General features: G+C 69.2%; 9 protein-coding genes and 2 pseudogenes. 6 read left to right on the top strand and 5 right to left on the bottom strand.

The features are described 5' to 3' along the window. Positions 1-185: 185 nt before the first annotated feature. Positions 186-1,358, top strand: a pseudogene (locus F7R91_RS38990) (ISL3 family transposase); the annotation flags it as partial. Positions 1,359-1,501: 143 nt separating this feature from the next. Here F7R91_RS38990 and F7R91_RS38985 read toward each other — a convergent pair. Continuing rightward, positions 1,502-2,083: a dihydrofolate reductase family protein gene (locus F7R91_RS38985; RefSeq protein WP_150958245.1), complete on the bottom strand. Its 582-nt coding sequence runs from the start codon at positions 2,081-2,083 to the stop codon at positions 1,502-1,504. Between the two features lie 65 nt (positions 2,084-2,148). After that, positions 2,149-2,463 carry a helix-turn-helix domain-containing protein gene (locus tag F7R91_RS38980; RefSeq protein ID WP_225321052.1) on the bottom strand — a complete coding sequence of 105 codons (315 nt, stop codon included), beginning with the start codon at positions 2,461-2,463 and terminating at the stop codon, positions 2,149-2,151. A 488-nt stretch (positions 2,464-2,951) separates the two neighbouring features. Between F7R91_RS38980 and F7R91_RS43415 the strand changes: the two are divergent. Then, positions 2,952-3,181: pseudogene (locus tag F7R91_RS43415) on the top strand (type III polyketide synthase); the annotation flags it as partial. Positions 3,182-3,276: 95 nt separating this feature from the next. On the opposite strand, the gene F7R91_RS38970 reads toward F7R91_RS43415, so the two are convergent. Next, positions 3,277-5,397: an ATP-binding SpoIIE family protein phosphatase gene (locus F7R91_RS38970; protein ID WP_191971843.1), complete on the bottom strand. Its 2,121-nt coding sequence runs from the start codon at positions 5,395-5,397 to the stop codon at positions 3,277-3,279. A 1,625-nt stretch (positions 5,398-7,022) separates the two neighbouring features. Here F7R91_RS38970 and F7R91_RS38965 point away from each other — a divergent pair. Then, positions 7,023-7,556, top strand: coding sequence for a hypothetical protein (locus F7R91_RS38965; RefSeq protein WP_150958243.1), 534 nt, complete (start codon positions 7,023-7,025; stop codon positions 7,554-7,556). Positions 7,557-7,623: 67 nt separating this feature from the next. Here the strand turns inward: F7R91_RS38965 and F7R91_RS38960 are convergent, their stop codons facing one another. Continuing rightward, positions 7,624-10,587, bottom strand: coding sequence for a DNRLRE domain-containing protein (locus tag F7R91_RS38960; RefSeq protein ID WP_331000717.1), 2,964 nt, complete (start codon positions 10,585-10,587; stop codon positions 7,624-7,626). Positions 10,588-11,003: 416 nt separating this feature from the next. Between F7R91_RS38960 and F7R91_RS43410 the strand changes: the two genes are divergently transcribed. From F7R91_RS43410 to F7R91_RS38950, 3 genes are all read left to right on the top strand, one after another. Continuing rightward, positions 11,004-11,192, top strand: a complete 189-nt coding sequence (locus tag F7R91_RS43410; RefSeq protein ID WP_150958241.1) for a hypothetical protein — start codon at positions 11,004-11,006, stop codon at positions 11,190-11,192. Positions 11,193-11,741: 549 nt separating this feature from the next. Then, positions 11,742-11,897 carry a hypothetical protein gene (locus F7R91_RS42380; RefSeq protein WP_191971837.1) on the top strand — a complete coding sequence of 52 codons (156 nt, stop codon included), beginning with the start codon at positions 11,742-11,744 and terminating at the stop codon, positions 11,895-11,897. A 10-nt stretch (positions 11,898-11,907) separates the two neighbouring features. Then, positions 11,908-12,567, top strand: coding sequence for a TetR/AcrR family transcriptional regulator (locus F7R91_RS38950; RefSeq protein WP_150958239.1), 660 nt, complete (start codon positions 11,908-11,910; stop codon positions 12,565-12,567). Positions 12,568-13,019: 452 nt separating this feature from the next. Here the strand turns inward: F7R91_RS38950 and F7R91_RS38945 are convergent. Continuing rightward, positions 13,020-14,496, bottom strand: a 1,477-nt coding sequence (locus F7R91_RS38945) for a carboxylesterase/lipase family protein (protein WP_225321051.1), incomplete at its 5' end; no start/stop codon positions are given.

The following is a 14,496-nucleotide window of genomic DNA, read 5'->3' as shown; positions in this document are numbered from 1 at the left end:
GATGCGGATGTTCACCGCGTTGCCGGCCCAAGCAGACAATGTGGGCGACTTGAACTGGGGCGTAGACGACGCGCTCGGCGAGTTCCGCAAGGTGCTTCGGCCTTTCCAGCTCCACGACGATGCGCACCCGTATTGGTGAACTCCTCGGCCAGATCCGCGATTTGCAGACCGAGTGAACCGAGGAAGCCATCCAGCCGCTGGGCTGGCGACCGACCACCCTGCTGGTGACGATCCGCCGGTACCGCTGCACCGGGTGTAGGCATGTGTGGCGCCAGGACACCAGCCGCGCGGCCGAGCCGCCGGCCAGGCTGTCGCGTCGTGGACTGGCCTGGGCGCTGGAGGCGATCGTGTGTCAGCACTTGAGCATCGCTCGCGTCGCCCAAGGGCTTGGCGTCGCGTGGAACACCGCGAACGACGCGGTCCTGGCCGAGGGCCGACGGGTGCTGATCAACGATCCCGGCCGGTTGAACGGTGTGAAGGTCATCGGGGTCGATGAGCACGTGTGGCGCCACACTTGCCGTGGGGACAACTACGTCACCGTGATCACCCGACCTCACGCCGGTGCGCGCCGGTACGGGTCCAGCGAGGCTGCTGGACATGATCCCGGGCCGCTCCAAGGCCGCGCTCAAGGCCTGGCTTACCCAGCGCCCCCAGGCGTGGCGCGAGGCCGTGGAGGTCGTCGCGATGGACGGTTCACCGGCTTCAAGACCGCCGCCGCTGAGGAGATCCCCACCGCGGTCGCGGTGATGGACCCCTTCCACGTGGTGCGCCTGGCCGGCGACGCCCTCAACGACTGCCGCCGCCACGTTCAGCAGACCACCCGCGGCCGCCGCGGCCGTAAGAACGACCCGCTCTACTGTGCCCGGCGAACCCTGCACACCGGTGCCGACCTGCTCACCGACAAGCAGGCCGCCCGACTCACGGCCCTGTTCGCCATCGATGAGCACGTCGAGGTCGAGGCCACTTGGGGCATGTACCAGCGGATGATCGCCGCCTCCCGGCACCCCGACCCAGCCGCGGGCCCCGAGCTGATGGTCAAGCTGATCGAGTCGCTCAGCGCCGGCGTCCCCAGGCCGCTGGTCGAGATCGCCAAGCTCGGCCGCACCCTGAGCAAGCGAGCCGCTGACGTACTGGCCTACTTCGACCGGCCCGGCACCAGCAACGGTCCAACCGAAGCGATCAACGGCCGCCTGGAGCACCTGCGCGGCTCCGCCCTTGGCTTCCGCAACCTCACCAACTACATCGCCCGATCCCTACTCGAGAAGGGCGGATTCAGACCCCGACTACACCCTGCATTGGTGAAGAGCCGCTCTTCCTGGGGGTCGGCCAAAGATGCGACGGAAACCGGCAACCATTGATCTTGAGTCGACTTGCGCAGGTGAGGTGCTGGGCGGATCGGCGTCGGCTGCCCGACCAGAGACAGCGATGCGCAAACGCAGCCGGAGGCCCGATCTTGTGTCACCGTTCGCAGTGGACTTCCTCGCGTACCCGCTCAGATCGGTCAACGGCGCACCCGATAGCGCAGGTGAAGCACCCGGTTGCCCTGAATCACCACGTCAGGATCCTCCAACAGGTGCTGCGCGTGGACCGACCCGAAGTAGCGCTTGCCGGACCCGAACACGACGGGTACGACGTCCATGCGCACCTCGTCAACCAGACCTGCGGCAAGCACCTGGCCACCGACGTCGCCAGCGGCGACCTCGACCATGCGGTCACCCGCAAGCTCCTGCGCCTTGGCCACGGCTGCCTCGACGCCGTCGACGAAGTGAAACGGCGCCTCGGGGTCCCAGCCCTCGGGCTTCGGCCGGTGCGTCACGACGACCACGTGGTCGATCCCGCCCGGAGGCTTCCCGTCCCAGCCGTCCGTCATGTCGAAGACGTGGCGGCCGACGATTGTCGCCCCGATCTGGTCCCAGTACGGCCGGGTGTAGTCGTAGGACGCCTGCGACACCTTCAACTCGCCGCTCTCGTCCAACGGGACGTCACCGCTGGACAACCAGTCGAACAGCGGTCCGGGCTGGTCGTTCTCGTCCGCGACGAAGCCGTCCACCGACACCGAGCTGTACATGACCACCTTGCCCACGGGGCTCTCCTTTGCTATGGGGTGCCCCAAATTAGCGCGTCGTGAGCTGTCGCTCTTGTAAGAAATCAATCGGCCGGCAGCGGCCAGCCGTCCAGCGCGTGGCCGGGATGTTCGCGCAGGAACGGCCGCCGGACTTCGACGTGCCGTGTCGGCGTGAGCCCGGTGAACGCCCGGAACTCGTGGCCGAAGTGGGCCTGGTCGAAGTAGCCTCCGCCACCGGCGAGGTCGCCCCAGTCGATCGGTCCGGCGGGGTTGATCGCAAACACAGTGGCGGCGAAGCGGTGGGTGCGGGCCAGCCGCTTCGGCGTGACGCCAATGAGCTCCTTGAACCGCAGTGCCAGATGAGTGCTGCTGACACGGTTTCCCAGCCCCGCCGCCACCGCCCAGGACGGTCCGATCACAGCCGGACTCCAACACTGCAGCATCCTGCACAACCTGACGTAGGAGATCGGAACCGGAAGCAGAACAAACACCTGTCACCAGGGCACTTGCCACCCGGCGACCCCCACCACGATCCGGTGATGTCGACGTCAAGGTTGTCGGCGCGGCGTCCGCTGTCCCGGAAATAGATGTCCCGCAGTCCCTCGCCCGGGTCTCGATCGTCAGCCCGGTGCTGGTGGCGGCCTTCCTGTGGGCCTGCGCCCGCACGCGCGGCTGCCACGCCTTGGCGACCTCGCGCTCCAGCCCCGCCTTCAGCGCCCGGCGTGGTGCTTGGCCTTGCCGGCGAGGCAGCGCTCCGCCTGCCGCGGGGAGACGCCCAGACGCCGTGCCGCCGCCATCGTGGAGCCCCTCTCCGCCCACGTCGTCAGGACGGTCTTGGAGCGTTTGCCATTGCGGGAGTTGCCGCTGGCGGACGCAGGTGGACGTCGGTGGGACGCGAGTGCTGGAGTACATGAAGCAGACGACGCCCGAGGCCTGGTCGTCGGGACTCCTGGACTACGGCCGGGACAGTCACACCAGCGGCAATCGCGGAGGCGCCGCTGTGTTCCACATCCTGCGGAGGACGCACGACGCCGGGCAGGAACCGGACACTCGTGCCGTCCTGTACTCGGCGGCCCCGGGGCTCACGGCCACCGCCTGGAAGGGGAGTGGATGTAGTGCGAGCCGCGCCACCCGTACCAGCGCGGTCGCTGCCCGTAACGCCGGTGGCGACGCCTGACGAACGCACGCCGCCCGATCGACCCGCGGCAGCGTCACATCGCGACTGACGCCCAGACCACTTTGCCGGTGTCTGTCCACCGCACCCCCCACCGGCTGGTGAGTCCATGCACGACGTGCAACCCACGACCACCGTCGTCGAGGAGCTCGTTGCGGCCGAGCCGCGGCCTGCCGTTGCCGCTGTCGCCCACCTCGCACAACAGTCCGTGACCGGTCCTGATCAGCCGTACCGTGATGGGTCCGTCGGCGAAGCGGACCGCGTTGGTGACCAGTTCGCTGACCACGAGCAGCACGCTGTCCCGGGTGTCGTCTCTGGTGCGCCATTGCCCCAGCAGCGCGGAGACCATCGTCCGGGCCCGGGCGGCCGCGTCGCCGCGGGGCGGCAGACGCCAGGTCGCGGTGTCCCCCTTGCGGTAGCCGATCATGCGCGCGAGCAGCAGGGTGACGTCATCGCGCCGGCGCACAGGCGCCAGCTCGGAGACCACCCGCCGCGCGGCCTGCTGCAGGGCGTCCCAGGGGTGCACCGCAGACACGGCGTCCGCCAGCCTGCCGATGCCCTCGTCGATCGACAGGGCGGGATCCTCAATCAGGCCGTCGGTGTAGAGGGCGAGCAGCGAGCCGGGGGGTGCGGCGAACGCGTGCACGTCGAACGGCTCCCGCAGCGCGAACTCGGCGCCCAGCCCGGGGTGGGGGCGGATCGCGACCGGGCCGCCGGGCCCGTCCGGGGGCACCAGGACCGGGGGCAGGTGGCCGGCGCTGGACAGCGCCACATGGTGACTGACCGGGTCATAAACGGCGATGCAGCAGGTTGACCCGAGGGCGCTGTAACCGGCCGCCAGCCCCGACTCCGCGTCGTCCAGCAGCGTCACGGTCTCGTCCAGGTGCTCCAGCACCTCGTCGGGCGCCAGCCCCGCGGACAGCAGCGCGCGGGCCTCCATGCTCAGCTGTCCCATGGTCGCCGCGGCTCCCAGGCCGTGCCCGACGACGTCACCGACCACCAGTGCGGTACGGCCGTCCGGCAGCGGAAAGCTGTTCACCCAGTCACCGCCGACGCCCGCGCTGTCGGGAGTGGCGGGCTGGTACACGCTGGCGGTCTCGATGGTGTCGCCGCCGGTCCGTGGCAACAGGCGGCGCTGCAACGCCAGCACCTGCGTGTGCTCGCGCTGGTGCTGGCGGGCCAGGTCGACGTGATGAGAGGTCCTGGCAACCAGTTCCTGCAGGTCGAGCAGCTCGCTGTCGTCGAAGGGGCGGTCCGCCCGCCGCCAGACCTCCGCCACGCCCAGAACGACGGGCGGCGCGCCGTCCAGGACCAGCGGTATGCACGCCACACCCGCCGCCAGGTCACCGGGCACCAGGGCACGTACCAGCCGCGGACTGCCGAGTACCCGCTCGATCGCCTCCCGATCAGGTATGACGATGGCCTGCGCGGCATCGTCACGCAGTATCGCTTGCGCCAGCAAGCGACTCGCATCGCTGGGAAGATCGTCGCCCGGAGTCACGTAGCCGTCGGGCCACGCCCGGTCCGGCACCAGGGCCGCCCGCCGCAGCCGGATGCGCCCCTGCGGCTGCTCGGTGACCGTCTCGCCCGTCCACACGGCGAAGTCGAGGTCGATGGCGGCCACGTCTCCCCAGGCCAGCAGAGACTCCGCCAACGACTGCGCGGTCTCGCCTATGTCCAACGAGGTGCCGATCGCGGTCTCGGCGGCGTACAGGTGCAGCCTCCTGGCCATGGCGATCAGAGAGACGGTCAGGCCCTTCTGAGGCGCCGCGGCGGCAAGGATGCTCATCGAGACGACCAGTTCCGACCCGTCGCTGCGCCGCAGGCGCTGGACTCGGGCGACGTGCGGCTCACCGGTCTCGAGGACCTGCCGCAACCGCCGTATGACCGTCGGTACGTCCCCGGGAGGCAGAAGACCGACGAAAGGGCTCCCGGCCTCGACCTCCACCCCGGCGAAAACGGGGGCGTCCAGATTGCAGCGGGTGACTCTCAAATCCCCGTCCAGGTTGACCGCGCCAAGGATTTGCTCCTGACGGCCGGGGGGCAGATTGGCGTGTACGCGTTGGCGGGCGGCGCTGTCGACCTGCGCGTCGGCAGAACCGGCGGCCGCTGCCGCTGCGCCGCGCGGGATGTACTGCCCCAGAGCGCTGCTGACCATGTCGAACGGCGACGCAGACGAGGGGGAAGGGGTGGAGTCGGAGTCCATGCGACTCACCTCAGCTCGCTCGCCAACCCCGGCACAGCGCCGGGGCCGCACCAGAACCCGGGCGTCAGAGTCCCGAGATTTCTGACCGCACACCTCATTCAATAACACGTGGCTCTGTTTAACACCTGGCTCTGTTACGCCCATACCAGGCAGATCGCACAGCGGGTGCGGAAAGCGATGGAAGGCTACGCTCTGTGACGGAAGACGGCGGACGACCCCGCGCATGTTCTGCACAGGGAACTGCGGCGGATACCGGAGGACGTGCCGCGCCACCACACGGTGGCGATCGCGGAGGCGGCGGCTGCGGGCGGCCTGGGAGCGCGGAGACCGCGACGGAGCCGCCGAGAGCGCCCGCTCGGCGGTCGGCCGGGCGCTCACGCTCCCGCCCCGCGGGACCGCTCGCGCTCCTGCATCTGCTCGACGCACCACGCGTGGACGCGTATCTGACACCTCCCCCTTCTTCACCGCCCTCCACCAGACCCTCGACGCCCTGCCCTGCTGTGAACCGGAGAAGGAACTACGGCGGAAAACTTTCCTTTTCACCCTGAGAATCCAGCCGACCGCCGCTGGCCCGCTTCTCGACGACATCGTCAAGAGCGGCTGGCGAGAGGCGATGGCGGCGCTGGAGGGACAGCTGGGCATCGCTGATCGCTCTGAAGGGCGCTGCCGCGGTCGATTCCATCGAGCGCTCGATCCTGCGGGCCCTGGACTGTCTGCTGTCCACCGAAGCCGCCACGGCGAAGGGCTCCACGGGCGAGCGCCGCCTGCTCGACGGGGTGACCGTGCAGCAGGCGGAATCGGCCGGACGACCGGCGTGACGCCGCTGCCGCGAGGCAAAGACCGGTCATCCGCAGCAGCGCTACAGCGACTGTGCTGGGCACACGGTGGTCCTGCGCAAAAGCCATGATCATGACGTACCCGTGCGCCGGACTCCGGAGCCCGTGAGCCGAGGCCTACCTGCGCGACGTCAGGCAGGGCCGCGCGGTGGGCCCCGCCGTGGCCCGGTTCGCACGACGCGGTCACCTCCGTGGAAATGGCGACGCTCTGACGCGGGGCAACTCCCGTTCCGTGACGGGGATGTCAGTGGCATACGGCAGGATGAGGACCACCAACCGGACCAGACCAGAGCAGAGCAGAGCAGGGAGAACGCATGAGGCGTGCATCCTGGTTACTCGGGGCCGCCGTGCTCGTGGCCGTGACCGGCGCCGCAGCGACGGAGGCGCTCAACGCCAGCACCCGGCCCCCACACCAGCCACAGAGTCCCAGCCCGAGCGCGCTCTCAGCCGAGGAGCTGCGCGAGCTGTGCAAACATGCCGCACAATCCCCTCCGCCGGATCGCCCCACCGGCCTGCCGTCCTTGTCGACCCATCAGGGATCCATGGCCACAGCAACCGCGACCCTCTGCTTCATCCGGCACCGCTAGCCCCGCCGGTGCCCTGCACCATCGACCCGACCCACCATGAGGAAGCGGATGTTGGGCACCGCGCACCGCTCACGACCGGGCTCGAAGTTCCCCTGATCGCCCCCGACTGCGAACGACGACACTGACCCATCAGTACGAGACGAGAGGAACGGTGATGGCGGCAGACGCCGGCGAGACGTGGTGGCTGGATGGCCACGAGGGCATCGACGTGTGGGTCACCTACGCACGTGGCCTGGACCCCAGGGAACTGGTGTCCCGGCTGCCCGAGGGAGCTCGGCCCCTGGTCGTGGGCTCGTCACAGGGGTGGGCGTATGCGGTGGAGCAGGTCGGTGACGGCACCGCCCGTACCGCATCCGACGACTGGAACGCCCCGGCCCTTCGGGCTTCCGCGGACGGCACGGACGTGCTGTTCTTCCAGACACGGTCCTGGGATGCACCGTCCCAGTTCATGTACGCGCGCGGGGGTCAGTGCATCACCTGGTTCGGGCTGGGCTGCGGCGGAGAGGAGGACGAGCGGGCCGGGGAAGAGGACGTGCTGGCGTCGGCGCTTCAGGCGGCCGGGATTGTCGGTGACGACACCAGCCGCTACGAGGAGGACGAGGAATTCAACCTGGACGGCTGGGAGACGGTCCGTGTGATCTGCGAGCACTTCTCCGCACCTTTGCCCCCTTTGCGGGCCACTGCGTAACCCTGTGGGTGGACGAGCGCGGCCCCCGCGGCTGGTGCGCGGGGGCCGCTCGTCTGTCAGTGGCCGGTTAGGGCTTCATCGTGCACTTGACCGTGTCGGTCGTGGTGTCACAGTCCTTCAGGCCCTGGATATCGACCCAGTAGGTGTCCTTGTCCAGCATCCGGAAGGTGGATGCGAAGGTTCCCCAGTGCGACATCGACCCGGAGTTGACGTTCCTGGACAGGGAGGACCGGCCGCACGTCTCGTCCCACGTCGGAGCGGCGAAGCGTTCGTCGTCGTAGAGCTTGAACGTGCCGTCACTCAGCTTCGTCTCATACGTCTGGACGCATTCGCGGCCCTGCTTCGCATCCGAGACTGGCTTCGGGTTCTTGCCGCCCTCGGCTGCCGGCATGCCGGCCGACTCGTAGGTGGAGTTGAAGGTGTACTCGTCGCAGGAACGGATGTCCTTGTTGGAATCCGCCAGGCCCGGGTGCAGAGCTGTCTTGGGGTGGTACACCATCGCGTTGGCGGCGGCCCCGCGGCACACCCGGTACCGGTTGGAATTCTCACTGCGCCCCGCATTGTTGTTGCCGCCGCTGTTGCGGGTCTTGTTCGGCATGTAGTGCAGGGCGGTGACCGGCGTCTGGCCGAAGAACTCCGGCTTGAGCCTGTTCTGGATCAGCCAGGCGTGCGCCGCCGCAGCCGGATAGCGCTTGGAGTTCATCGCATAGCCGGGGCTGTAAGAGGGGATCACACAGCCCCCGTCGCCGTACACCTTGTCGCAGCGCACCTCGAACGGGCCCGCGCTGACGTTGGGCTTGGTGACCACGAGGCCGGGGCTGTCGGTGGTGAAGAAGGCACCCATGGCGAGTTCGAGGGCCTTCGACTTGTCCTTGTCCTTCGGTCCGGAGGCGTTGTTCAAGCTGCCGTCCCAGGAGAAGTCGGCCGTTCCCTGCGCAAGATGACTGTCGAGCCCGGAGGACCACGACGGCCCGCGTCCGCTCTCCCAGTCGAATCCCATTCCGCTGGTGCAGCCGCTGTTCGCGCAGCCGGTCACGACGTTCCAGGCCATCGCCTTCGGCGAGGAGGGCCACTGCTCCTGCACCGTCGGCATCAGCGGCGTCATCTGCACGAACGTCCTTATGGCCTTCCCCTTGGGGTCCAGCTTGACCTGCCACATCACCTCCCAGTACTGGCGGAAAACGCCCCGGTCGCTGGTGGCTTCGGCACCCCACGTGAACAACAGGCACGCCTCGCTGCGGCGGATGAACGACTTCTGGTTCATGTCCGTCGTGTCGCACCAGGACTTGTCCAGCAGCGGACCGGTGTAGGCGCTGGGAGCGCGCGGCGCGGCGGTGTTCTGCCTGCTCTGGGCCTTGTAGGCCTTCAGGGCCTCTGCCGCGAGCGGGTTGCGCTTCTTCTCGGGGGCTATGGTGAGGGTGACGTCTCCGGCCTTGATCGTGCGCTTCTTCATGGGCAGCAGCGCAGGCAGGTTCTCCTTGACCTTGCCCAGGCTGGTCAGGGACTCCCAGCCGTCCCAGCCGAACGCCGGGTAGGGGTTGTTCCAGTCGGCCGGATCGGGGGCGTCCTTCTTGGGCTCGGGCAGTGCGATATCGACCTTGTGCGGCCGGGACGCCGGAGCGGATCCGGCGATGAACCCGTACTCGTTGCCGGTGCCGGTGTTGTCGGCCCGGTCCACGGCCCGGGTCTCCACATGGTGGGCGCCGTCGGCAGCCGGCGTCGTGGAGAACGATCCGGTGGTGCTGGAGCCGCTCGTGGTGGTGTTGACCGTCTGCCAGGTACCCGACGCGGGGATGTCAGCCTCGGGGTCGGCGTCCTCGCCGTCCACCCGGTACTGAAGCCGGTTGGCGTCGGAGGCCGTCGTCGCCATCCACGTCCCGGCCGTGCCCGCACCGCCGCCGTAGCCGCCCTCGGGATACTGCGCGGACGTCACCGGGGAGGGCTCGCCGGGTGCCGTGGTGTCGACCACGAACTGGACCCACGGCGACCAGGAGGTGTTGTAGTGGGTGCCGTCGTAGGCATTGGTGCGGAACTTGTACGTCTTGCCGTCCTTGAGCTGACCGGCCGGGACCTGGACGCTGACCGGCTTCCCGGAGTCGGCGAAGTCGGAGACGATCAGGCCGTCACCGGCCGCCGTGGTGATCGGCTTGTCCGTGGAGGCGTCGTAGACCTGGAAGGTTCCGTTCACCCTGTCACCGTCGGGGTCGGTGAAGGTGTCGCGCAGCGTCGGAGTGGTGGTGTTGACCGCCCACACACCTGCGTACGACTTGAACGGGGATCCGGCCTCTCGCTTGGTGCCGTCCGAGGGGCGGTAGTTGTAAGTGACCGACAGCTTCGGCTGGTTCGAGGCGGCGTTCGCGGAGTTCACCCGCTTCCACGCCTTGACGTCGTCGGTCGCCGCCCTCAGGCCCATCGTGCCCCGGGTGGCCTTCGCTGACGCCCAGGTCTGCACAAGGGTGTCGACGTCGGCGTTGATCCATCTGTCCGGCTGCGAGGCGCAGTCGGGGTTCCCGGTGGTCTGGGTGGAGGAGTGGTACTGCTTGTTCCACGTCGGCTGCGCAGTCCACCGGGACGACGTCGAGGCCGCGCCGGTGTCCCACACGGCCCACTCCTGCGCTGAGCAGTCGGTGTTCCCGGAGTGGAAGTTGTACAGCGACAGGTTGGTGTCCACGATCAGCGCGTCCTGGAATGCCGAAGTGTTCCAGGTGATGAACGCGCGCGCCGTCCGCGGGGTGCCGTCCGCGTTCTTCGTGCCGGGGTTGCCGAAGTCGAGTTCGGTGTCGGTGGACAGGTCCCCGGTCTCGCCCTGCTGGACGTAGGTGTCGAACGTGTTGGCCAAGGCCGAGGTCGACGGGTCCACCGTGACCGGGTACTGGGTGGCCGGATCCGCGAGGAAGCCGGCGTCCGGGGTGACGACCAGGTCCACCGCACCGTTGCCCCGGTCCACGACCTTCATGCCGACGCGGGCGCGGTGGGTGTGTTCGCCGGAGCGGTGGTCGACCGCCGCGTCCCACATGAACGGAGCGGGCATGACCGCTCGCACCGCGCCCTGCTTGTCGCGGAAGGTGACCGAGCCGTCCTTGTTCGCCTTGGCTGTGAGGCCGCCGGTCTTGACCGGCAGCGTGTAGGAGTAGCCGGCTGTGGCGGGCCGCTTTGTCGATCTGCACGAACTGTTCGAAGCCGGTCCGCGTCGCCTCGACGACGACGTCCGCGCCCGGCACCGCGTTCTTGTAGCGGGCGGTGGTGCCGTCCAGCTCAGGAGCCGGGAGGCCGCCCTTCCACTGGAGGGTCACCGCGTTCTTGCCGCTGCCCAAGGTGACCAGGTCTCGGGCCGGGGCCTCCTGCGCGGCTGTCAGGGAACGCGGCTCGGATCCCCCTGCACCGGCCAGACGCAGTCCGTTGGGGTGGTCCTTCGCTTTCACCCCACCATCAGGGGTACGCACAAGGGTGGCGTTCGCCCTGTGCCATGCCCCGGCACGCCAGACGCGCTCCGGCCCCGGGGTCACCTGGGTGGTAAGGGTGCCGTTGGGGTTGGCGACCGTGATGGAAGTCGCGGTCGTCTCGTCGGTGACGGTGACCTTCTTGCCGGTGCGCTTCGCCTCCAGCATCGCCCAGGCCTTCGAGCCCTTGGCATGAGCGGCGGCCCATGCCATGTCGGACTTGGCGATCTCGGCCTTCGACGGCTGATGCACCCCGCGGGAATCCGCGACCGGGTCGGCGACGGGTGCGGAGGCCGAGGCCTGGCTGGTGAGGACCAAGGCATCAGCGGTCAGCAGTAAGGCGGTTGATACCGCGAGAAGGGCTCTTCTGCGCCGGTCTTTCGACCGTTGTATGGACGGTTGCACGAAGTCTCGTGTCCTTCCCGGTAGGAACAATCAAACGTGCGTGCGAGTGGCACGCAAGCACAGGACCCTAGGTGGGAAGATCACGACCGTTAAGGGGCATTTAAAGACAGGGAGTCAGAATCGGACGACCACCCGGAGACCGACCGCAGGTCACACCCAACTCGCCCGCTCTAACTGTGGCTTTACTCACCACGAGCCGGTCCACATACTGGGCATCATCAAACGGGCTCGGCACCCAAGTCCCTTAATCAGTAGCCCTGTTGAAGAGAGTGGCTGCTGCCGCTCGCCAGGCCCAGCGGGAAGCGGTCGTGGTGACGGCCGGCCAGGCGAGGTCGTGCACGTGACCATCACCCGTACGGGCACCGTGGCCGTGGGGAAGTTCGCGCCCGGCCAACTGGGCGGGCTGACAGCCATCGTGCCGTTCCAGCGACAGCCGCCGATCGGGGGTGAGGCGGGGCAAGGGCCGGGGGCCCGCAGGTGGTCGAACTTCCTCTAGAGTCGGCCGTATGACGCAGGCACAGGCCGAGGACCGCGGTGCGCGGTCCCGCGACGCGATTCTCGGCACCGCCGGCGAGCTGATGTCGCGGCACGGCTACGCGGCCACCTCCATCTCGATGATCTCCGCCGCATGTGGTCTGCCGGCCAGCTCCATCTACTGGCATTTCGGCAGCAAGGAGGGGATCTACGTCGCGGTGCTGGAGCGCGCCAGGACCGCTCTGCTGGCGGCCCTGCCTCCGGTCGCCGTGCCGGGCGCCGATGTCGCGCGGCGCCTGGACACCTTCCTCCAAGAGGTCGAGGACGCATACCAGCGTCATCCGCACGGCGTGAAGCTGCTGATGGGGCTGAGCATTGTGCAACAGGACGCCAGCGCAGCGGCCGTGGCCCAGTTCCACGACTATCGCGACGCGCTGGTGACCTGGGCCCAGGAATCGGTGAGCGCCGTCTTCGGGCTGCGTGACCGTCCGGAGGTGTCGGACGAACTGGCCCGTTTCACCCTCCGGATGGCGAGCGGAGCCGCCGTTGCCCGCTGGTTCGACCCGGACGCCGCCCTGGAGACCGGACCGTTGCGCGTCGCGTTGCTGGCACTGGCGGCCCACCACGGCGTTCCGATTCCCGGCACCCCATGCCAGGCCCACCACTCGCCCGGCGCCACGGGCAGGAATTGACGACCCGGTATTTGCCACCAGGGGTCTGCTCGGGCGGTTTGCGGGCGCACTCGATACCCACCCCCTCTACCTGGTGGGCGGTGAACAGGTCGGCCAGTCGGCCGTGCGTGCAGCCGGCCGTCCGCGCGGGAGCGGGCCATGACGGCGTACGCGGCGAGATGGCCGCTCGTGGCGACGACGTGCGCCGATGCGCCGACCGCATCCGGCGGGCGAGCGTCCGCGCCGTTGAGGAGGCGGTGGGGGTGCGGTAGGCGGCGCGCAGCGACAGGGCCCCGACCACCGCGCCGCGGCACGGTCGAAGCCTTCTGGCCGACGGGCTGGCGGTCTCTGTCTGCGGAGCTGCTGTAGACCTATAACACTCCGAGGGCAGTCGGCGGCGGGCAGTCTGCGATGAAGCAGAAACCCCTGCAGCGCGAGCCGTAGAAATACCGCTCGTTCACGAGGGGAGGACGTCAACGCATCGCTCCTCCCGGGGTGGGGGAAGGCTGCCAGAGCGCGCAGTGGTGGTCGGCCGCGAAACGGGTCGTGGGGGCGATTCGGTCCGGTGCCAGCACCTGGATGCGGTCCCCGGCGGCCGTATGGCGCGGCCACGCCGGCGCGCCGGGCCCGTTGGGATTGCCGGTGGCCGCGAACCGCGCCCAGTAGGCGGTCATCGTGGCCGACAGCCGCCGCTGGGCAGGCGTCAGGGGCCGTACGGCATCCATGGGGAAGAGGTAGGCCAGCTCGGAGGCGTGGAAGGCGCCCTGCGGAGTGTGCGGCGCTGGGATGAAAGGCGGCGCCTCGGGGTCGTTGAACTCGTAGGCATACACGGGCACCCGGCCGCTGTACAGGCGGCTGTCGGCCCGTGCCGGGCAGGCGAACCGCTGGTCGGTGCCGACGGCGGAATAGGCCAGGTTGGGGGACGGATGTGCCGATGCGGGATAGGTACCGAGAACCGCGGCCGCACGGTCGCCGTGCTGGAGCCTGATCAGGGCGGCGTACGAGGTGGGGGTCAGCGGGCCGCCGCCGAGCAGATCCACATACAGCGCGGTGAAGTACCGAAATTCGTCGTGGGTGCTGCCGCTCAGCGTCGGGACCGCGTTCACCCGGCCCTCGGCCCACGCCTTGTGCGCGGGGCGCGGAAGAACACGCGGACCGGTGTTCGCTCCCCACAGGGACGTGGGGCCGCTGCCGGTGGCGCGGATGAGCTCGGTGGTGGGTACGGCGCGCAGACAGGCCGCCGCGGTCGACGGATCGGCGCAGCCGACCGAGGACGCGAAGTCACTGCCCTTCCGCTCGGCCGCGTCGAGCGTGAGTGTGGTGAGATCATCCGTCGAGGCGCAGCTTCCGCTCTGCTGAATGGCCCGGTGGAACAGGCCCTTGGCGGTCGGCGAGACGATATGGAGACAGGTGTCCGCGGACCCGGCGGACTGGCCGCCGAGCGTCACCAGGTTCTGGTCGCCGCCGAACGCGCCGATGTTCCGCCGCACCCAGCGCAGGGCGGCTTGCTGGTCCATCAGGCCGTAGTCCCCGGAGGCGTGGTCCGCGCTCTCGTCCGACAGGGCGGGGTGGGCGAGAAACCCCAGGGTGCCCAGACGGTAGTTGACCGTCACGACGACCATGCCGCGGGCGGCCAGCGCAGCGCCGTTGTAGTCGCTGCCCGCGCCGTAGACGTTGCCGCCGCCGTGCAGCCACACCAGGACCGGGAGGTGTCGGCCGCTCGTGCGGGCGGGGGTCCACACATTGAGGTACAAGCAGTCCTCCGTGGTGCTGCCGGTGCGGTTGGACTCGCCGGGCAGGATGGGGCCGCCGTCGGGTAGCAGCGTCAGTGGTACCTGGGCGCAGGGGTGAGCCGGTGCGGTGGCATCCCGTACGCCGGACCACCGTGCGGCGGGCCGCGGCGGACGCCAGCGCCGCTCGCCCGTCGGCGGGGCGGCGAAGGGGATGCCC

Source organism: Streptomyces luteolifulvus (genome assembly GCF_008806595.1).
GTDB lineage: Bacteria > Actinomycetota > Actinomycetes > Streptomycetales > Streptomycetaceae > Streptomyces > Streptomyces luteolifulvus.
This window is presented reverse-complemented; position numbering and strand designations above follow the sequence as displayed.

Excerpts from the sequence above, each read along its gene's own strand:
- F7R91_RS38970 (WP_191971843.1), bottom strand. The coding sequence starts at position 5,397 with ATGGTCAGCAGCGCTCTGGGGCAGTACATCCCGCGCGGCGCAGCGGCA.
- F7R91_RS38965 (WP_150958243.1), top strand. The coding sequence starts at position 7,023 with ATGGCGGCAGACGCCGGCGAGACGTGGTGGCTGGATGGCCACGAGGGC.
- F7R91_RS38960 (WP_331000717.1), bottom strand. The coding sequence starts at position 10,587 with ATGCCCGCTCCGTTCATGTGGGACGCGGCGGTCGACCACCGCTCCGGC.
- F7R91_RS38950 (WP_150958239.1), top strand. The coding sequence starts at position 11,908 with ATGACGCAGGCACAGGCCGAGGACCGCGGTGCGCGGTCCCGCGACGCG.